A 17373-nucleotide genomic window follows, 5' to 3' on the forward strand; every position below is an offset into this window, starting at 1 on the left:
CAGGGTCAAAGGTGCATCAAAAACCACTTGCAGGGGGAGGCAGTTCATACATGCTTCCCTAAAACTGGGCCATTACATTGGCCGCGAAAGGGGGATTGGGCATGGCGAGGAAGCGACATTCAGACGAAGACGTGCTGAAGCTGCTGCGTGAGATCGAGCTTAAGCTGACAGCGGGCGATGACGTGGCATCCGCTTGCCAGCGCGTCGGGATTAGCGATGCAACCTACTACAACTGGCGAAAATGGGTTTGGCGGGATGGGTCGCGCCCAGTTGTCGGAACTGAAAAGCCTCGAGAAAGAGAACGCGCGGCTGAAGAAGATTGTCGCAGAGCTCGAACTGGACAAGCTCATCCTCAAGGAAGGCCTGAACCACCTAAAGCCCAGGGCCAGACCATAGACGTGCGGCAGCTGTCCTTCCTCATTATCGGGAAGGCGTGTGAGGTGGAGTGACAAAACCCGCACATCGGGGGTGCTCAGATCGTGATGGATGATCTCGATCCGGCACTGCTGAAACTGCAGCCGTACGTTGCTGATCCACCGGATCGAGCCTGAGGGAGCACGTCTCAGGCATTGTGACGCTAGGCCAAGCGATATCCAATCGGCTATCTTCTTATCAACCCCGCCGGATGTCAGAACAAAACACGGTAGAGACCGCTGAAGACCAAATCGGCTCCTCGGATTTCAGGGTCGAGGTGAGTGGGCTATGGCCCATCACGAGCGCTTGCCGTGAGATCAGCAGCAGGAGCCCCACCACCTCAATCCAGTCAGAAGGACAAAATGAATGAAACCGGATCTTTCCAGATCAAAGCGTTTCGCAGTTCAGAAAATCTGATCCGGTCCACCAACAAGGCCTTGTGCGACACAGCCAATTGCTGCCGGGCAACGCGGAGCATCTGGTAGTTGTAATCCGCCGTGTCCAAGGCCGCCTTGCCCATCTGCACCAGCAACACACCAACGAAACAGAAAACCGCCATAGAGATTCCGGGCAACGCCGCAAATAATCCGGATGATCCAAACCCGCGTGAAGCCGCGCCACCGGCAACCAAGGCGATAATCACACCCAGCCCAATTCCGCACCAAAGCACGATTTCCGCAAAGCCAACACACCGAGAGCGGCGCCATCGTTCGACGTTTTCATTGTACCCTCATACTCAATTAATCCCGAAACAGGCTGCTATCTTGGATTGCAGCCTGTCAAATGATTTAGGTGGCGCCGGCGTTTCATCGGGTATAAAGCACCAGATGCCCGGCCCATCGTTGACACATTCCTGCGGGACTGGTGCCCATACCGGGCTCTGCGAATGGAACTGCGACGGCTCGAGCGGAGCGATAGACCAAGTTATCAGGAAACAGGACGAGCAAAAATGCCAAAGCTAAATCTGGAACAACTCACGGTCGAAGAGTTGCGACAACTGCAACGGGATACCGCGAAAGCAATCGCGGATTATGAGGAGCGCAAGCGCGCTGAAGCCGTCGCAGAGCTGGAAGCCGTGGCCCAGAAACACGGCTACAAACTCTCTGATCTGGTGGGTGGCAAGAAGGCTACCAAAACAGCGGCCCCCGCAAAGTATCGCCACCCTGAAAACCCGGCGATAACGTGGTCCGGACGCGGTCGGCAACCCAATTGGATCAAAGAAGGCCTGGCGGCTGGCAAGTCTTTGGGCGACTTTGCGATTTAAGGGGGTTGCTCATAGTATTCAAACACGCCCCCTGCTTACCGAAAGCAGTGGCATGTTCACTTTTGGAGTCTAGGTGGCCGCCTAGTGTCAAGCCTTCGGTAACGGGGTCGTCCCAGTCAAGCTGTTTTGCGTAGAATGATTGATCCGCCATAGCGGCTCCTTTGGCATTTTGCTGCCCGCCCTGCTTTCTGTTACGGCCTACGGGTAAGATCCTTTGGGTACATGCTTCGGTTCGTGGTCAGCGCGGCGGCTGCCAACAAGATGCTGGTTCGATGTAATTCCGATGTGCCCATCTCATAGGCGTGCTTCGCAAAAGCCAGCAACAGTCCTGACCACGGCATCATCGGAACCACGTCCCTGCGGGACCTCCAAGGCCTGCGATCAAGCAGGCAACGGCTTGAGGATCATCCGTTCAAACGGCTGTTGGGGCGGCATTCGGCATGAAGTCAGTGCCATCGACCCAGAAACACAGCGACGAACGGCCCAAAGCCGACCTTCAACACGTTCTTGGAATGCTGCGCCGCAGCCTGTCGAACCCGCCGTCGCTGCAAGCGCGACCTCATGGGTTCATCGAGTTGACACATTGCGGCTCAAGACCGTCATCCGGAACGCCGGGGACTCACTGCGAGGTCCAACTTGGCGACAAATTATCCCTGACAAACGAGCTCTGGGATTCGAGGCCACGCCCGAGAATTGCATCGATAGCCTCTGTGGGCGTACCATTTTGCTATGAGGAAGGGATGGTGGATAGGGGCCATAGTCCTGTTGTGGATCGTCTGGAGTGGTTCTGACGATCCGCTCGATCAAGATCGAACATCATCCCAACCGGCGAACGAAACTACACAACGCTCGCCATCGCCGACGACAGACACCTCGACCTATGTGTTTGTTACCGGGAACCGCGTCCGCATCCGAAGTGGGCCTAGCACATCCGACTCGATTTTGGGCCACCTCGATCGCGGAGCCCGCGTTCGACTACAAAGAACTGATGGCTCTTGGGCTGAAGTGGTTTCGTCATTCGGACGGGGTTGGGTGTTTTCTGACTACCTATCCCTCGAACAACCTGCTGTTTCAAACACGCCCGCATCCCCTCCAACGAGACAGGTCGCAGCGCCCACCGACAGAGAAATACGGGAAGCACGAGCGGCGATCATTCGCCAAAGCATTGCGAGTTACCCTGGTTCTTGCCCGTGCCCATATAATGTTGATCGTGCCGGCAGGAGGTGCGGGGGCCGAAGTGCATGGTCCCGACCCGGTGGATACAGTCCGATTTGTTATGACAGCGACGTCAGTGACGGTAGGTTGCAATCCTACTTCGCAAGGCAACGCTGAAAGGATCTTGCGCTGCCGGGTCGATGAACTGACTTCGGCAACCCTAGGATTTGAACGCGGACCTCAACAACCGTCGTAATTGCGATTCCCGCTCGCGGTGATTGTATAGGTTCCACCCCGAGGGCCAGTGTAACAACGTCCAAGAGAGCTTTGTCGCGGGCGCGTCGGTGTTGAGATCCTAACGGCAGGTCGAGAATTGGCAATTTGCCGGATCTCCGTTCCCCATTCGCAAGCCAATCCGTCGCCGTCCCGGTCTAGGTCGTGCTGATCTGAGAATGGGCCACCCGATGCCAGAAAGAAACGCTGAGCAGAAGCGGCCGAAGCGAAATCCGAACAGTCGTAATCAACTCCAGTTGTCGCTACGGCACCGGATCGATCATAAATGGCCTGGCCAAAGGCCCGGGCCGTTGCTTGGCCTAGGGGACGCGACCAACACTGTGTGATTCCACGTACGACGAGTTCCGCTTCGATCATCTGATTGCCCAACGCGTCGGAGGTGCCACGAGAATAGGACGCGCAGAGATCCGATGTGGTAGCGTTTTGCACTCGTGCGGATCGCTGGTCCTGAGGCAGCGCCGAGGGATTAATAGCGCAAGCCGAGACGACGGCGATAGTCGTGATGCAAACGGCCAATTTGATCATTTGAAGGTCGCCAATGAAGATGGTTGAGGTTACTTCAACAGATTTGGGCGACAAGAAGTAGCCCCAAAGGCGTTAGTGATCGGCACCCTGGATCTCTGCAGGTGATCGCCTACACATAAATGACGATTAAGCGCACTGAATGGCTTTTGCGCGAGTGTTCGGGGAAGATTGACGTGACACATGGAGGAAGCTGGCGCGTGCCCAAAATCACCAAAGACTGGGACACCCACAGCCCATTTGTCCTCGCGATCGTCATCGTGACGCTAGCACTCACATCGCCCCTTTTTGCCATCGACATGTGCCCGCAGAACGGGTCGCGTCACACCTGTATCGTCGATGGCGACACAATCTGGCTAAACGGAGTGAACTACCGGCTTGATGGCTTCGATACACCCGAACCGTACACCAACATCTGCGGAGGCCATACAGAAGTGGCTTTAGCGCATCGGGCATCCGCACGATTGCTAGAGTTGCTCAATTCGAATGAATGGCAACTATGGACGACAGGACAGCTAGACCGCTACGGCCGCGGGCTGGCGACAATTACGGTCAACGGTCGTGATGTCGGCGACATTCTGATTGCAGAAGGATTGGCGCGGTCGTGGCCAGACGGCGGAGAATTTTGGTGCCATTGATCACGGCCCTTACCGGACTCCCAATGCCGTGCTTGGATGCTGCGGTTGCAGCCCGCAAAGCAGACATTAAAATTCGTTTGGCATAGCGAGCGTTGCGCGGGTGCGAGTGTACCTGGTCTTACTTGACTCCAACCTCACAAACTCGACAGTCTCTCGGTGCGTCCAGAGCATAAGGCAGCGCCAGACGCACGATTTCACGTCTGCCGACAAGAACCGGCACCGGACCAATCCGGGAAAGGCCGAGACACCCTTGCACTGGAGAGCAAGATGCCATTCCCGAAAGCGCCTGTAGGCGAGCATGATCACCTGTTGGAAATCTACGAAACCGAAGTCGAGGTCGAGTATCGCGGCGAGCGGTACCGCGTTCGCGACAACGGCGCGGTCTATCGATTGAACGAGTTCCGGAAGCGCGCCCGATCCCTCGACAAGACATGGACCTTCGGACGCCAGAACCGCACGACCGGCTACCGGCTTTTGGCCGGTGTGCCTATCCATCGTATTGTCTGCTCTGCCTTCAACGGCCCACCACCTACTGATCAGCACGTCGTCGACCACATCGACACCAATCGGGCGAATAACAGGCCCGAGAACCTGCGCTGGCTCACTAGGCTGGAAAACGCACTCCTGAACGAAACCACCGCCCGTCGCATTGAGCTGGCTTATGGGTCGATAGAAGCGTTTCTCCAAGATCCGTCCAAGCCCATAACCGAGACAACCTTTCCCGACGTCTCATGGATGCGGACCGTGACCAAGGAAGAGGGTGCCAGAACCAAGTCCCGCTTCGAAGCATGGGCGAAGAGCGGATCGGTTCCGAGCGGCGGTGCAATCGGCGAGTGGCTTTACGGCACTCGTGAGCGAGCTGACTTCGAGCCGGAACCTGAAGAGTATGAAAGCCTGACGCCATCGGCGATCCAAGTGAAGTGGAGGGTCCCGACCGAGTTTCCGGGTTGCCCGGAGGCGATGTCAGAGGATGGATTGGAGCGATACGCTCAGAACCTCCGGTTCGGCGAGGTCTTCGCCCGAAACGACATCTACCAGAGCTTAGTCGTTCAGTGCGCGCTCGTCGAAGAAGGGCTGGTTGTTTTCACCCGCGCCGCGGAAGCTGACGCAATCAAGGACTGGGCTGTTGCCATGATCACGATCCGTGGCGAGCTGTTCGTTCACCGCAGCGAGCATCAATATTTCACACTTCAAGGTGCGTTAAGGACTTACTGCGAGCTGACTGGCGAGAGCTTGAATGAGAGCATCGATGACTATTCGTGAAGGGCATGCCACCCATTTTTCGTATGGCCTTCTTCCCAGCCTAAGTACCGCGACGTCCGAAAGGGTTATCATCCCGCAAGGTGACTTCTGCTCTCGAGTCTAGCGCTACGGCAATTCAGACGGACTGCAAAACGACGTGACCTGAGAAAGCAGCAACGCTGCAACAAACTATTGCATATAGATTTCAGATCTCGTATCTATGAAATCTATATGCAATCAGAGGCATTCATGGACAACAACGTCGTGCAGCTCTTCAACCCTCCGCCTCAGCCGCGGAGGATCGCTCAAGCCATACGTGTAGGTTTCTCAGAGCACCTGCAGGCCGAACACCTCATCGGGTCCAACAAGCTGACCGCGCAGCGATTTGTGATTGAAGCAGCCCATGCGACACGGCATGCGCACCTTCTTCAGACCCTACGAGATGCTGGCGCCGAGATAGTCTTGGACACAAATGTTGCAGAGCTAAGTGTGCCTGGCCGGTTTTCCGGATCGATGAAGGATTCGCCTTGGGCGGTTGATGGGCGGATGCTTGATGCGGATGACGTCAAGCCAGGTACAAACAAGAGCGTGATTGAACCTATCGCGCGCTTTGCAGTGAAAGAAGGTTTCACGGCCGTTCAAGCACCCACGCATTTTCTCGCGGATGAAAAAGTGGATTGGCTATCCGCCGACCTGCGATCGGCGGAAGCGCTGCGCATAGCTTTGGATCGTGAAGGTGGCTCACACATTGCCGTGGATTACCCGCTTATCGTTTCCTATGCTCAGCTTCGCAACCCGGCATTTCGGCGACTAGTCCGTGAAGGTCTCTCCAATACACCGGGCGACTACTTGTGGATCCGCGCCAGCGGTTTCGGCGGCAATGCCACGGCTACAGGCATTGCGCGGTACATCGAAGCTGTGCACTCATTTCATGACCTGGAGCGCCCCATAATGGCTGATCAGGTTGGCGGCCTTGCAGCAATGGCAGCATGCGCATTTGGTGCTACGAGTGGGTATGCCTCAGGCATAGATAGTAAACAAAAATTCGATGCCACATCTTGGCTCAAGACCGACAAACGTGGCGGAGGCGGAGGCGGCAAGAGGATCTACATTCCTGGCCTTGATCGGACGCTGCCAATTGAAGATGCGCGCGCAATGTTCAATGATGCAAGAACATCTCGTCAGTTTCTTGGATGCAGCGACCCAAGCTGCTGCGGAAGTATCGAGAAGATGCTTGCCAACCCAGAGGCTCATCGCTTGGTTCAAGAGGAGCGCGCTGTCGCGGCGCTCTCGAACACCCCAGAGTCAGTTCGTACGGATGAGTTCCGCAAGTACGTGGAGCAACGTCGCCAGGATGCGCAACGCTCCACTCGCTTGAAGAACGCGAGTGAAGCGATGCAGAAAACGTTGGCAGGATCAGCCAAGCGCCTTGAGTTGATTGAGGACCAACTCAAGGGGTTGCACGAACGTACTGGCCAACCAGGTTTTGCTCCTGAAGCCCTTCTCCGCGTTGGACAAGCGCCAAGCAAACCTGGAGGTTCGGAAGGCAAGAGCGGGAGGCAACCATGACCGCGATCGCTCAGAAGGAGACTGCTGTCAGCCGCCTTGTCGACGACTTAAAAATTTACGGAGGGCTAAAAGGTCGGGACATTGCGAACATTCTGAGCGTCTCTCCGCCAACTGTCACTAGGTGGAGTCAAGGCAAAGCCAGCCCCGAGATAGATAAACAAACTGCGATGGCTCAACTCCGTTGGGTCGCACAGCGATTAGCGGACTTCTACGAACCCGACGAGGTCAGGCTTTGGCTTCAGTCTCCGCATCCACAACTTGATGGAAGACGGGCCTACGATCTAATCGTCGAGGGTCGAACTCCGGAGGTTCTGGAAATCATCGAACGTCTAGACTCTGGGGTCTATCTATAAAGTGGCTGGGCTGGGGAGGCACGACGATCGGCTTCTAGATGCCCTAGAGGAGATAGGCCGGACACCTTACGAAGGGGTGATGTGGCGCGTTGTTCGCGCTGTTGATGATCGCTCGCCTCTAGATGGGTCCCGTGGTGCAGGGCGCTGGAATCCCAATAGTCTATCTGTGCTGTATGGCGCACAGGAACCCGACGGCGCTTTGGCTGAGATTCATCACCATTTGAGCCTGGGACAGCCGGTGTTTCCGTCGCGAATGCAGCACAATCTATTCGAACTTCAAGTCGACGTCGGTGAGACGCTCAACTTCGCCGACATGAATGCGCTTGCCAAGCTAGGGGTAGAAACTGAGCGCTATCGCGAGATGCTTTATGGCCGTTCCCAAGCAATTGCAGCTGCAGCCGCATACATGGGATTCCATGGCATCATCGCGCCTTCTGCGCGCTGGAGATGCCACAACGTGATCCTCTTCCTCGATCAAATCGAGGACATCGATGAAGCGATCAAGCAAGTAAGTTCGGAACCCGTTGACTGGATGGAATGGCGTGCGCGACACGCAGAATGATTTGTTCGCCGTGCGCGATTGCAGCCAATCCAAAGCACTTTCGGCAACTCGCTGGCTGGCCTTGGTGGACGATTGAATCCATGAATCAATCACGTGCTATGAAATATATTTTGAGGCAGAGATGCAGATTTCGCGAATAAGAATTGAGAACTTCAGGAATTTCTCGAAACTTGATGTTAGCGTCGGCAGTAATGTTGTGGTTGTCGGCGAAAACCGCGTCGGGAAGAGCAACCTGCTGTTCGCTCTACGGCTCATATTCGATCCGGCAATGCCGGACAGTGCGCGGCAGCTAGGCCTTTCTGATTTTTGGGACGGGCTCGCAGATCGTACCAAGGACGACAAGATCGTCGTGAGCGTCGAGATCAAGGAATTCGACAAAGACGAAGATGTGCTGGCACTTCTTACCGACTTTCGGCTCGACGACGATCCCAACAACGTTCGGCTAACCTATGAGTTGCGTCCGGTTCCAGACCTGGAGGACGATCCTGCGTCAGCCGATGACTATGAATTCATCTGTTACGGGGGTGAAAGCGAGGCCAAGCGTTTTGGTCATAGCATCCGTCGCAGATTAACGATGGACCTGCTGCCCGCGTTGAGAGATGCCGAAGGCGATCTGTCGGCGTGGCGGCGCTCCCCGCTTCGTCCCTTGATCGAAGAGGCCTTCCGCGAGATCGAGAAAGAAGACCTTGAAGAGATAAGCGACGCGATTGAAGAGGCGACCGAAAAGATCACCGAGTTTCCTGAGGTCAGCGAACTGGAAGATCGCATTGCCAAACTTTTCGCAGAGATGAGCGGCCCGAAACAGGACATCAAGCCGACCTTGGGATTTACCCCAACTGACGCCACAAGACTCTATCGTTCCGTCCGCCTGTTGATCGATGAAGGTGGGCGCGGGATCAGCGATGCCAGTCTTGGATCGGCCAACCTGGTGTTTTTGAGTTTGAAGACTTTGGAAATAAGGCGACTGATCGAAGAAAACCACCGGGATCATACGCTTCTCGCTATCGAAGAACCGGAAGCGCATCTTCACCCACATTTGCAGCGGTCGGTCTATCGCCACGTGTTCGAGGGCGGGAACGACAGCCCTCTTTCGGTATTGCTCACGACGCACTCGCCCCACATTGCGAGCGTTGCACCTTTGCGTTCGCTCGTGCTTCTGAAGGACGAAGGAGAAGATGGTACGTGCGGTTATGCAACGCAGGACATCGAACTCAGTGACGCGGAAGTAGATGACATCGCCCGCTACCTCGATGTCACGCGGGCCGAGATGTTGTTTTCGAGAGGCGTAATCCTGGTCGAAGGCGACGCCGAACGATTTCTGGTTCCAGCATTCGCTGAAACACTCAAGCAGCCGCTGGACAAGCTGGGCATCACAGTTTGCTCGGTGTCGGGCACTAATTTCAGGCCTGACGCACGCTTTCTTGGCGGGCTGGGAATCCCGTTTTCCATCATCACAGACTGGGACCCGATAAAGGACAAGAAGCCACTCGGCTTCAATCGTTCGCTCAACCTCGTAAAAGACATCTCCAAGCAGCAGAAGGTCAAAGAGCAGAAAAAGCTGATTGATGAGCTCAGGGAGTTCAAGGACTACGATGAATTCGGTGCGCGCTGCGAAGCGTTCGGCGTGTAACCTGCTGGGTGAAGCAGCCGGTACATCCCATTACCGGACCTTGGCCCTAGACAAGGATCGCATCGGCGCCGCTGCTGTTGGTCATGACGACCGAGACGGAAAACGGCTGCAGGGCCCGCTGGCAGTAATCCTCGACATAGAAGACCATGTTCCAGTTCGGCGGGATCACACGTTCGGCCCGCTGTTCAAGCTGCGCCATGTAGTTGAGGCAGGGCAGAACCCCGGTCGCCGTGAGGCGGACGAGATTGCTGCGCTGAACCCAATGTGCGCGATAGCTGGCGCAGCCCAGGACCTTGGTGAAAGTGTCCGACATGGCTTGTCCTTTCCTGACAAAGGCACCGCAGGGGCGCGGTTACGCGGGTTTGGCGACGGTGAGCGTCTTGATGACCCGCCCGCGCCACAACAGCGTGACGATCTCGATGGAGGGGTCGCCGAGCGGTTCTTCGTAGAAGGCCGCGTGGTACATGAAGGCCTGCGATCCCATCATGCCGGTGTTGCGCAATGTCAGATCGAGCGCCCGGAGACGTTCGGCCTGATTGTGCTCCTGCGACCGGCTGAGGACAGGCTGCTCATTGCTGCTCGGTGTTTCCACCGCGCCTTCGACCACCAGCCGCAGCCCCTCCGCATCGCGTTGGTCAAGTCGGGCGGCAAAGCCGCGAATCTTGGGCGGGATCGACATGGGTAGGGTCCTTTTCGGCGCGGTTTCAGAAGGCGAGGCGCAAATTGACGGAAATCTGATCGACATCCTGCAAGCTGCGGCGGTCGGTTCCGTTGCGGTAGCGGATGTCGAGCGAGGTCCGGCCGCTATCGGACAGCGGGATCGCCAGCCCGGCCTCGTAGAGGATCGCGTCCTCGTCGTTGATCAGATCGTAGAAGGCATCGACACCCAGGCTGATCCGCGGCGCCCGCTCCCCGCGAAACGTGTAGCCAACCCCCAACTCGGTGCCGACCCATCCGTATTCGGTGCCGGTGACCAGACCGGAATTGCCGGCCTCGACCACATGGGCGTATTCTAGCCGCAGGTTTGCGTTCCAATCGAACACCCCCTGCTGCGGTGCATCGAAGTACCCGTTGAGCCGCGCGTCGAAATGATAGGGCGTCCAGATCGCATCCAGACCGTAGATCTCGGCGTCACCGTCGAAATCGGTCCGGTAGTAGGGCGAAATCGAAAGCTCCTGCAGGTTGATAAGGCCCCCGTAGAACTGCAGTTCGATCTCCACGCCGAACCGCAGGTCGCTGACAGTGGCCCGGTCGTTCGACCCGGTCCCGCGGAACGACAAGTAAGGGGCAATGACATAGCCCGACAGCGCACCGTCCGGCAGCGGGTCGGGCGAGCCGACATAGAAACAACGCTGTGCGGTTCCCGGCACCCAGAACAATGTGCCCGCGACCTGCCAGGAGGTGACGCCTGTGGCCCGGTTGTCGGTCACGCTGAACAGGGCACCGAGGTCGGACGGCTGCGCCAGATTGCTGTTGAGAAGCGAGACATTGAGCGATTCAGCCAATTGCACCGCGCTTGAGGTGCCGCAATTCGCGGCCAGTTGATCATAGACGTCCTGCACATCGAACACGTCCAGCTCGATACTGGGCTCGTCGGAGTCGAGAAACTGGATGGCGCGCGACAGCTCCTGACCCCGCAGGCTCGGAACAAGCGCCTGGAGCGCCCGGGCTTCGGCGCCGCGTTCGATGAGGCCGTCGCCATCAACGTCCAGCGCCGCAATCCGGGCGGAGACATCGGCCTGGCCGGGCAGGGCCGTTGCGGTGACGGCGAGGCAGGCGGCCCAGAGCGTCCCGGCTGCGCGAGGGAGAGACCGATTACGCATAGACCAGCCTCCAGCCACGCGACAGGTAATCGTCGTAGATCGCCCCCAGAAGGACCTCCACATTGGGTTTCCACGGCACCTCACCGGGCACCAGCGTCAGGCCGTCTTCCTTAAACCCTTCGGAGCTGTTGATCTCGTCGAGAAAGCCAATCAGCGTCTGGCGCCCTTTACCGATATGGGTCGAAACGCGGTGATGGTAGGAGACCCGCTTGCCGCTTACCTCATGCAGGCGGGCAAAAAGCCGGTCGCGAATGATTTTGATGTCTCTGGTTTTCATTGCCGGGGTCCCCGCAGTCGAATGTCCTCATTGCGTGACCCGAGCCTGATCGGTGGATGTGAATTCGGTGTGATTTCCGCCAAATGCCACACCAGCCCTGCCACAAGGCCCTGATGCACAAGGCACCGTTGCCAAAAAGGTGACCCTACGGCAGGGTTTAGCGATGAACCTTTCGTTGCAATTCCTTCAATCCGCCTCGGAAATGCGGCTGCGAAAGGCCCGGGCGCTTCTATTCTTCCTGTTGCAGCCGCCCAATTGGACCCACCGAACAGAACTGATCGTCGATATTCTCTGGCGGCAGCCGGACATGCAGAAGGCCAATGCCTCCTTCCGTCAGACCGTCCGACATGTGCGCGGCGCCCTGTCCGCGATCCCGGAGGCTGAGGTTGAGACCGGCAGCGGGACGATCCAGCTTGCCGTGCCGGAGGGTTGGGCCCTCGAAACCGAGATCGCCGGTGGGCTGGCCGATGCCGAGACGTTGGAGGCGATGGCCGATGTGTTGCGGGGCTATCTGCAGCATATGGATCTGCTGCTCGGCCTCTCGGATGCATTTGACAGTTGGGTCGAGGTGACCCGGACGCAGCTGATTGCCGCCGCCCAGGCCGCACTGGCCGGGCATTTCGCGACGCCGCAGACCGAAACGGCCGCGCGGGCGGCGGAGCTAGCGATCACGCTTGAACCCCATGCGGAGGCAGCCGTGCGTTGTCTGATGCGCCACCATTGGGCCAATGGCGCCCCGACGCGCGCCATCGAAACCTATAACCGCCTCTACCGCAGCCTCGACGAAGCCTTCGACGCGGAACCGGAAGCGGCTACCGTCGAAATCCTTGCCGCGATCAAGCTGAACCCCGATGGCGGCGCGCAGGCCGCGATCCCGGCGGCGGCGCGCAAGATCCGGTTGCGTGTCGTGGCCGTCAGTGACCCGTCGCACACGCAGGCACCGGGTCTGGACAGCCTGCAGACCGTGCTCCTGTCCGACTTGCGCAACCGCCTGCAGAGTTTCCGCGAATGGCAGGTCGCCGAGGAGGACGCCGAGGAAGGCAGTGGCGAGGCTCTCACGATCGCGCTGACACTGCAGCCGTCGGGCACCACCTACCGATTGGCGGTGGCCCTCCGGGCTCCTGACGAGGCGGCACCGGCCCGGCTGATCGAGATCGAAGATCCGCATGTGGGCTGGCTCGACAAGGTCCGCGGGCTGACCGTTGAGATAGCGAATGCGCTTAAACTTGTCGCCGCAGACCGGCATCGTCAGGACCTCGCCTCCGACCTCTACGACCGCTGGCTTGGCGCCTTGGCGCAGATCGGCACCTGGGACAAAGCCGAGGAAGAACGCGCCATCGCAACCTTGCGCACCATCACGGCCGAGGCACCGGATTTCGCGCCCGCCCATGCCGAACTGGCCGGCATCTACAACGTGCGCCACGTGGTCTGGCCCGGCCTGCGCCTCAGCGAAGAGATCAAGGCCACCGCACTGTCCCACGCGCTCAAGGCGATCTCACTCGATCAGCTGGACACCCGCGCGCACCGGGTCTTGGCCTGGTGTTACTGCCACAGCGGGGCGTTCGATCTGGCGGAGTTTCATTTCGATCAGTCCCTGACGCTCAATCCGCAGAATCCGCACAGCCTGGCCTCCGCAGCACTTGGCTTTGCCTTTTGTGACAATCCTGACCGCACGCGGGACCAGATTGATGTGGTCACCCGGCTGCTGCCCGCGATGCAGCCTTTTCACATCGTCTATCTCGCCGCCTCGAACTACCTGATCGGCGAGTTTCAGACGGCCGCTTCGCAAAGCGCGGAAGGGGCAGAATTGATGTCGACCGCTGGCGGATGGCAGAGCGCGGCGCTGGCAAAGCTCGGACATCTGGACGAGGCCCGGGCCTGTTTTGAAGGCTATTGCGAGAAGATGGCCGCGCGGTGGTGCGGCCGGGATCCTGCCACGCCGCACCGGGTGCTCGATTGGTTTGTCACCTGTTTCCCGCTGCGCCACGAAACCGTACGCGTCGACTTGCGCGGCACGCTCTCACAGCTTCTGCCTGAAGCGGCCGAGCCCGGCGCCTCAGTTGCACATATTGGTGATGTAGATGCCGACGGCGCGGTGGAAGGCCGTGACCGGATCCCTTAGGACGTCTACCCCCCTCTGTCTCGCCGGGTTGTCGGCCTGCTGCTCATAGGTCTCGAAACTGCCGATTAGGTCGTCAAACTGCACGATCAGCCGCTCTTTCAGGGCATCGGTTAGCGGCTGACCATCTTCACCGGTCATCTCCCCTATGGCACCTGAGATGAGTTTGCTGAAATGCGCCCGCATCAGGATCAAATCCAACTCATAGGTGAGGGGCGGCTCAAAGCCCGGTCCTTTTGGATCCTGCGACAGCAGGTCCTGCCGCCAGGCAAGCGTCTCGGCGACCGGCACGACAAGGGTCCGCGTGTTTCGGTCCGTATCGCCGGTCACCTTGACCCGCGTATCCCAGTCGAGCCGCACCTCCGTGGCCTCCAGAATGCGGTCGAGTTCCGGGTCATTGGGATCATGCCCGTCCTCGGGCACCACCATCAACGCTCCGTGGATCTTTCTGACCGCGTCCCTATACAGTGGGTCCGCCGGATGCAGCGGGCCGGTTTGCGACAGCTCCACAAGCACCTCCCCTATCAGTTCCACCGTCAGCGGCGTGCCGGTCACGCCCTCTTTTTCCGGGGTCTCGTCGATCGAGCCGTCATCATGCAGGTATTTGACCCGGCCGTTTTCGGCCTGACGGCCGACAATGAGATAGCGGTCCAACATCACGGGTACTCCTTTTCCCTTATGAGCGTGATCAATTCCATCATACTGTTCGGACGGCTCAGCGCCTCCGACGGGGAGGGCGCGTTGACCACCTTGCGAAGACGCGTCTCCATCATGTTCTGAAAAAGGAGGCTGCCTAACGGACCGAAACGTCCCCCCTGCCCGTAAAGCTGCGCCTCGAGCATCAGCGCAAAGAACAAGGGACCGTTAGCGATGCTTTCAGGCGTGACAACGACCTCAAGTTTCGCCTCCGCGTTACGCGCCATCGTTTTCGGGTCCACCTGCTGCTGCGCGGCGGGCGGCAATTTCGCGACCGCCGTCTGGATTTCCTCGCGGTAGAGGCGCAGCGGACCGGTATCGGTCGCCGTCCCGAGATCAAGGTCGAGAACATGTTGGTGATCAATCAGAAGGTCTGGCGACATGCTGGCCGAGATCCCGGTTTTGCTTCCCCCTGCGCCATCGTCGAAGAACTTCGCCCAATCGAGCGCCCACCCACCGGTTTTCCGCTCTTTGTCGCGCAGCCCTTTCAGCAGAAGATTGCTCAGAGACTGGGTTTCGGTGCCGAAATCGTAAGACGAGCGCGGCAGGGCGTGAAAGGTCCGAAACACCCCGTGCAGCAGTGTGGTTTCCTCTAGGTCTAGAGTCTGCGTCCGGGCGATCTCGACTACACCCGGATCGACGAAGCGCGGTAGAAAATCCGAGCGGATCAGGTGATGCCAGACATTCACAACATGCGCGCGCGCGCCTGCATAGACCGCGCCGGGCGACTGGGCGGATACCGCAGTCCCGCCGCCCATCAGCGCGCTATACTCCTCTGCAACAAGATTGTGGAACTTCATCCAGATGACCGCCAACCGGTGCAGCATCGTGGTGTCGCGATTGCGCGGGTCGTAAAGCGCCCGGACACTTGCATCCCCTTTGCCCAGGGTCTCCGACAGGATCCTTCTCGGGGTGATCCGAAACCGGAACGTGTCGGGGTCAAAAAGATGCGGCAGCATCGCCGGCCCTGCGCCGTAGAGGGTTTCCAGCACAAGCGGGTTTTCGATGAGGTTGTAGCGTTGCGCGGATTGCACGGCCGGCACACCGTTCAACGGTCTGAGCTTGTCGCGCCCGGAATGAGGAACGTGATCAAGCGGCACGCTGTTACCGATGTCATGGGCGATCAACTGGCCGAAATAGGTATAGCCCACCGGAATTTGCTGCTTTTCTGCCATGCAAAAATCGCGCCACGCGCGTGTCGCGACATACCAGGGCGGCGGATCGCGCGGCGCCTCGAACGCGAGGTTCAACCCATAGTTGGGGCGTTCCTGGACCCCCAACATCCTGTCCTCGTCCCACTTGGGGTTTAGAATGCCCTTCCAGTCGAGTCCCGTCGTCGTATCTTCGGTGTCATCCGTCATCCTCTTCCTCCTCCTGTGATCCCGCCGGGCGCGTCATGAAGGGTCCGGCCAGGCCGCGGTCACGGCTGCGGTAGACCGCATCCGGCAGGCGACAGGCCCACACGGCGCGGCCGTCTCCGATTGACAGATCGTCAAAGTTCACCGACGGTTCCGATCCGAGGTGATCAGGCATAGCGGCCTCCGGTTCGTCCGGCTCCCGCGGGTCACTCGGGTCGAGCAATCTCGGACAGTGCGTCTGGTACGCCTCGATCACTCGTTCCACGGGCCGCACATCCAGATCGGTGATTCCGGCGCGCGATCCGACGAGCCCTTGCAAATTCACTTCCATCAGCAGCATTTCACGGCAGGCATGGCGCGCCGCGTCGGCAACCGAGGTGGCGGCCCCGAACCCCAGGATCGGCTCCTGTCCCTGCCGGGTTTCGGATTTGCAGATCACAACTGCGATGTCCGCATCGTAGTCGAGCCGCCAGAACGCCGAGCGCCGAAGCAAATAGGCCCCCTGGCGCAGCCGCCGCAGCGTGAGCGCCAAACCGGTCTCCGAAACCCAGGTGTCGGGCAGCGTGCGGGCCGGGATGTCCCCTTGCCACCAATGGCAAATGGCGATTCGTTCATGGGCCTCCCAAAGCGCACGCCGCTTGGCACGTTCCGGCTCGGGGTCAGCCGCAACACCGTCAAACTCGCTGCTACTGCGCACCAGGCCGGGGGCGTTCGTGGCCGCAGCGACGGCCCGAAACTCCGCTGTTTCGCCAAGGCAGCGGCTCAGTGCCATCAGCCTGTCGCACCCGAGTCCGGAAGCAATTGCGCCATTCGCGAGACGGGCCTGCAATATCGCAGCCCTCGGAGCGTACATCGAGCTAATCCAATGGTGTTCGAACCATGCCTGCATGAGTTCGCCGTCGCGCTCAGCGTCGTTCCATTCATCTTTTTCTGGTGTCATGTCTCCGGCCCAAATCAATCCTTGAGTACGCACTGGACCATACCCGTTTCGCAGTGTTTTCGGGGAAACCTGTGATCTTGATGTGATTTCACTATTTGCGGCTTCGTTTCTTTGCTGACGGCAAATTGTTCAGTCTACGAATAGACAGGTTTTGTAGCCAAGCAACCGAGCAGCCAAGAATACGGTCGACAGGAGCTCAGAGCGAGCTTTTCCTGGGATTGATCAAAGATACTACTAGTTGTCACTTACCCGCTCGCGCCAAACATGCTCGACAGTGAGGTTCAGTATTGACGGCCCAGAGCTGACATTCGTTGGAGAGAACCATGCCGCAGCGCAGCTTCCGGGAAGCGGACGTTGAGCATCGTTCCAAGGAACGAATACGCTCGGGTAACGATAACCGAGAATTATGGTACCGAGTCATGGCCTCTCGAAGGGTCAATTTCGCGAATGCATCGCTTCATTTCGAGATCGATCCGCGGCGGTAGTTTACGGGTTTTCTCCGTCGGGAAAATTCACG

At 58.6% G+C, this 17373-nt stretch carries 19 protein-coding genes; 10 read left to right on the forward strand and 9 right to left on the reverse strand.

The window, feature by feature from the left end; genetic code table 11:
• Positions 1 to 101 precede the first annotated feature (101 nt).
• Positions 102 to 449 carry a transposase gene (locus GTF44_RS22620; RefSeq protein ID WP_171562669.1) on the forward strand — a complete coding sequence of 116 codons (348 nt, stop codon included), beginning with the start codon at positions 102 to 104 and terminating at the stop codon, positions 447 to 449.
• A 314-nt stretch (positions 450 to 763) separates the two neighbouring features.
• On the opposite strand, the gene GTF44_RS19495 is transcribed toward GTF44_RS22620, so the two are convergent.
• Positions 764 to 973 carry a hypothetical protein gene (locus tag GTF44_RS19495; protein WP_171562672.1) on the reverse strand — a complete coding sequence of 70 codons (210 nt, stop codon included), beginning with the start codon at positions 971 to 973 and terminating at the stop codon, positions 764 to 766.
• Positions 974 to 1363: 390 nt separating this feature from the next.
• On the opposite strand from GTF44_RS19495, the gene GTF44_RS19500 reads away from it, so the two are divergent.
• Together GTF44_RS19500 and GTF44_RS22625 are read left to right on the forward strand one after the other, a co-directional pair.
• Positions 1364 to 1678 carry an H-NS family nucleoid-associated regulatory protein gene (locus tag GTF44_RS19500; RefSeq protein WP_171562674.1) on the forward strand — a complete coding sequence of 105 codons (315 nt, stop codon included), beginning with the start codon at positions 1364 to 1366 and terminating at the stop codon, positions 1676 to 1678.
• Between the two features lie 729 nt (positions 1679 to 2407).
• Positions 2408 to 3010: an SH3 domain-containing protein gene (locus GTF44_RS22625; RefSeq protein ID WP_171569624.1), complete on the forward strand. Its 603-nt coding sequence runs from the start codon at positions 2408 to 2410 to the stop codon at positions 3008 to 3010.
• 63 nt (positions 3011 to 3073) lie between these two features.
• Here the strand turns inward: GTF44_RS22625 and GTF44_RS22630 are convergent, their stop codons facing one another.
• Positions 3074 to 3652, reverse strand: coding sequence for an excalibur calcium-binding domain-containing protein (locus GTF44_RS22630; RefSeq protein WP_171562735.1), 579 nt, complete (start codon positions 3650 to 3652; stop codon positions 3074 to 3076).
• A 197-nt stretch (positions 3653 to 3849) separates the two neighbouring features.
• Between GTF44_RS22630 and GTF44_RS19515 the strand changes: the two genes are divergently transcribed.
• The 6 genes from GTF44_RS19515 (at position 3850) to GTF44_RS19540 (ending at position 9643) form a co-directional block, all read left to right on the forward strand.
• A complete protein-coding gene (locus GTF44_RS19515; RefSeq protein WP_367383427.1) occupies positions 3850 to 4287 on the forward strand; it encodes a thermonuclease family protein in 438 nt (145 codons plus the stop codon).
• A gap of 267 nt (positions 4288 to 4554) precedes the next feature.
• Positions 4555 to 5550 carry an HNH endonuclease signature motif containing protein gene (locus tag GTF44_RS19520; protein ID WP_171562681.1) on the forward strand — a complete coding sequence of 332 codons (996 nt, stop codon included), beginning with the start codon at positions 4555 to 4557 and terminating at the stop codon, positions 5548 to 5550.
• A gap of 228 nt (positions 5551 to 5778) precedes the next feature.
• On the forward strand, positions 5779 to 7098 hold the full coding sequence (locus tag GTF44_RS19525; protein WP_171562683.1) for a hypothetical protein: 1320 nt from the start codon (positions 5779 to 5781) through the stop codon (positions 7096 to 7098).
• Positions 7095 to 7451, forward strand: a complete 357-nt coding sequence (locus tag GTF44_RS19530) for an antitoxin Xre/MbcA/ParS toxin-binding domain-containing protein (RefSeq protein WP_171562685.1) — start codon at positions 7095 to 7097, stop codon at positions 7449 to 7451. Before GTF44_RS19525 ends, GTF44_RS19530 begins: the two co-directional genes overlap by 4 nt.
• 79 nt (positions 7452 to 7530) lie before the next feature.
• On the forward strand, positions 7531 to 8013 hold the full coding sequence (locus GTF44_RS19535; RefSeq protein ID WP_171562687.1) for an RES family NAD+ phosphorylase: 483 nt from the start codon (positions 7531 to 7533) through the stop codon (positions 8011 to 8013).
• Between the two features lie 121 nt (positions 8014 to 8134).
• Positions 8135 to 9643 (forward strand): ATP-dependent endonuclease, encoded by a 1509-nt coding sequence (locus tag GTF44_RS19540; RefSeq protein ID WP_171562689.1) that lies wholly within the window; start codon positions 8135 to 8137, stop codon positions 9641 to 9643.
• Positions 9644 to 9689: 46 nt separating this feature from the next.
• On the opposite strand, the gene GTF44_RS19545 is transcribed toward GTF44_RS19540, so the two are convergent.
• The 4 genes from GTF44_RS19545 to GTF44_RS19560 are packed head-to-tail and all read right to left on the reverse strand — an operon-like array spanning position 9690 to position 11743.
• Entirely contained in the window at positions 9690 to 9956 is a 267-nt protein-coding gene (locus tag GTF44_RS19545) for a hypothetical protein (protein ID WP_171562691.1), read from the reverse strand.
• A 39-nt stretch (positions 9957 to 9995) separates the two neighbouring features.
• The gene (locus GTF44_RS19550) at positions 9996 to 10322 is read right to left on the reverse strand and encodes a hypothetical protein (RefSeq protein WP_171562694.1); all 327 of its coding nucleotides are present in this window, start codon (positions 10320 to 10322) and stop codon (positions 9996 to 9998) included.
• A 25-nt stretch (positions 10323 to 10347) separates the two neighbouring features.
• Positions 10348 to 11466 (reverse strand): hypothetical protein, encoded by a 1119-nt coding sequence (locus tag GTF44_RS19555; protein WP_171562696.1) that lies wholly within the window; start codon positions 11464 to 11466, stop codon positions 10348 to 10350.
• Positions 11459 to 11743, reverse strand: coding sequence for a hypothetical protein (locus tag GTF44_RS19560; RefSeq protein WP_171562698.1), 285 nt, complete (start codon positions 11741 to 11743; stop codon positions 11459 to 11461). Before GTF44_RS19560 ends, GTF44_RS19555 begins: the two co-directional genes overlap by 8 nt.
• Positions 11744 to 11906: 163 nt before the next feature.
• Between GTF44_RS19560 and GTF44_RS19565 the strand changes: the two genes are divergently transcribed.
• Complete coding sequence (locus GTF44_RS19565) at positions 11907 to 13865, forward strand: BTAD domain-containing putative transcriptional regulator (RefSeq protein ID WP_171562700.1); 1959 nt, start codon at positions 11907 to 11909, stop codon at positions 13863 to 13865.
• On the opposite strand, the gene GTF44_RS19570 is transcribed toward GTF44_RS19565, so the two are convergent.
• The 3 genes from GTF44_RS19570 to GTF44_RS19580 are packed head-to-tail and all read right to left on the reverse strand — an operon-like array spanning position 13800 to position 16856.
• On the reverse strand, positions 13800 to 14519 hold the full coding sequence (locus GTF44_RS19570; protein ID WP_171562702.1) for a hypothetical protein: 720 nt from the start codon (positions 14517 to 14519) through the stop codon (positions 13800 to 13802). The two genes, GTF44_RS19565 and GTF44_RS19570, sit on opposite strands and share 66 nt — an antisense overlap.
• Complete coding sequence (locus tag GTF44_RS19575) at positions 14519 to 15919, reverse strand: hypothetical protein (RefSeq protein WP_171562704.1); 1401 nt, start codon at positions 15917 to 15919, stop codon at positions 14519 to 14521. Before GTF44_RS19575 ends, GTF44_RS19570 begins: the two co-directional genes overlap by 1 nt.
• Positions 15909 to 16856 (reverse strand): YcaO-like family protein, encoded by a 948-nt coding sequence (locus GTF44_RS19580; RefSeq protein ID WP_171562707.1) that lies wholly within the window; start codon positions 16854 to 16856, stop codon positions 15909 to 15911. Before GTF44_RS19580 ends, GTF44_RS19575 begins: the two co-directional genes overlap by 11 nt.
• Positions 16857 to 17373 lie beyond the last annotated feature (517 nt).

It is taken from the genome of Roseobacter sp. HKCCD6576-2 (assembly GCF_013179285.1).
Lineage (GTDB): Bacteria > Pseudomonadota > Alphaproteobacteria > Rhodobacterales > Rhodobacteraceae > Rhodophyticola > Rhodophyticola oceani.

Bases quoted from the DNA above. Each gene is read 5' to 3' on its own strand.
- GTF44_RS19570 (WP_171562702.1), bottom strand. From the start codon at position 14,519: ATGTTGGACCGCTATCTCATTGTCGGCCGTCAGGCCGAAAACGGCCGG.
- GTF44_RS19520 (WP_171562681.1), top strand. From the start codon at position 4,555: ATGCCATTCCCGAAAGCGCCTGTAGGCGAGCATGATCACCTGTTGGAA.
- GTF44_RS19545 (WP_171562691.1), bottom strand. From the start codon at position 9,956: ATGTCGGACACTTTCACCAAGGTCCTGGGCTGCGCCAGCTATCGCGCA.
- GTF44_RS19550 (WP_171562694.1), bottom strand. From the start codon at position 10,322: ATGTCGATCCCGCCCAAGATTCGCGGCTTTGCCGCCCGACTTGACCAA.
- GTF44_RS19540 (WP_171562689.1), top strand. From the start codon at position 8,135: ATGCAGATTTCGCGAATAAGAATTGAGAACTTCAGGAATTTCTCGAAA.
- GTF44_RS19500 (WP_171562674.1), top strand. From the start codon at position 1,364: ATGCCAAAGCTAAATCTGGAACAACTCACGGTCGAAGAGTTGCGACAA.
- GTF44_RS19525 (WP_171562683.1), top strand. From the start codon at position 5,779: ATGGACAACAACGTCGTGCAGCTCTTCAACCCTCCGCCTCAGCCGCGG.
- GTF44_RS19560 (WP_171562698.1), bottom strand. From the start codon at position 11,743: ATGAAAACCAGAGACATCAAAATCATTCGCGACCGGCTTTTTGCCCGC.
- GTF44_RS19580 (WP_171562707.1), bottom strand. From the start codon at position 16,856: ATGACACCAGAAAAAGATGAATGGAACGACGCTGAGCGCGACGGCGAA.
- GTF44_RS19555 (WP_171562696.1), bottom strand. From the start codon at position 11,466: ATGCGTAATCGGTCTCTCCCTCGCGCAGCCGGGACGCTCTGGGCCGCC.
- GTF44_RS19535 (WP_171562687.1), top strand. From the start codon at position 7,531: ATGTGGCGCGTTGTTCGCGCTGTTGATGATCGCTCGCCTCTAGATGGG.
- GTF44_RS19530 (WP_171562685.1), top strand. From the start codon at position 7,095: ATGACCGCGATCGCTCAGAAGGAGACTGCTGTCAGCCGCCTTGTCGAC.
- GTF44_RS22630 (WP_171562735.1), bottom strand. From the start codon at position 3,652: ATGATCAAATTGGCCGTTTGCATCACGACTATCGCCGTCGTCTCGGCT.
- GTF44_RS22620 (WP_171562669.1), top strand. From the start codon at position 102: ATGGCGAGGAAGCGACATTCAGACGAAGACGTGCTGAAGCTGCTGCGT.
- GTF44_RS19565 (WP_171562700.1), top strand. From the start codon at position 11,907: ATGAACCTTTCGTTGCAATTCCTTCAATCCGCCTCGGAAATGCGGCTG.
- GTF44_RS19495 (WP_171562672.1), bottom strand. From the start codon at position 973: ATGGCGGTTTTCTGTTTCGTTGGTGTGTTGCTGGTGCAGATGGGCAAG.
- GTF44_RS22625 (WP_171569624.1), top strand. From the start codon at position 2,408: ATGAGGAAGGGATGGTGGATAGGGGCCATAGTCCTGTTGTGGATCGTC.
- GTF44_RS19575 (WP_171562704.1), bottom strand. From the start codon at position 15,919: ATGACGGATGACACCGAAGATACGACGACGGGACTCGACTGGAAGGGC.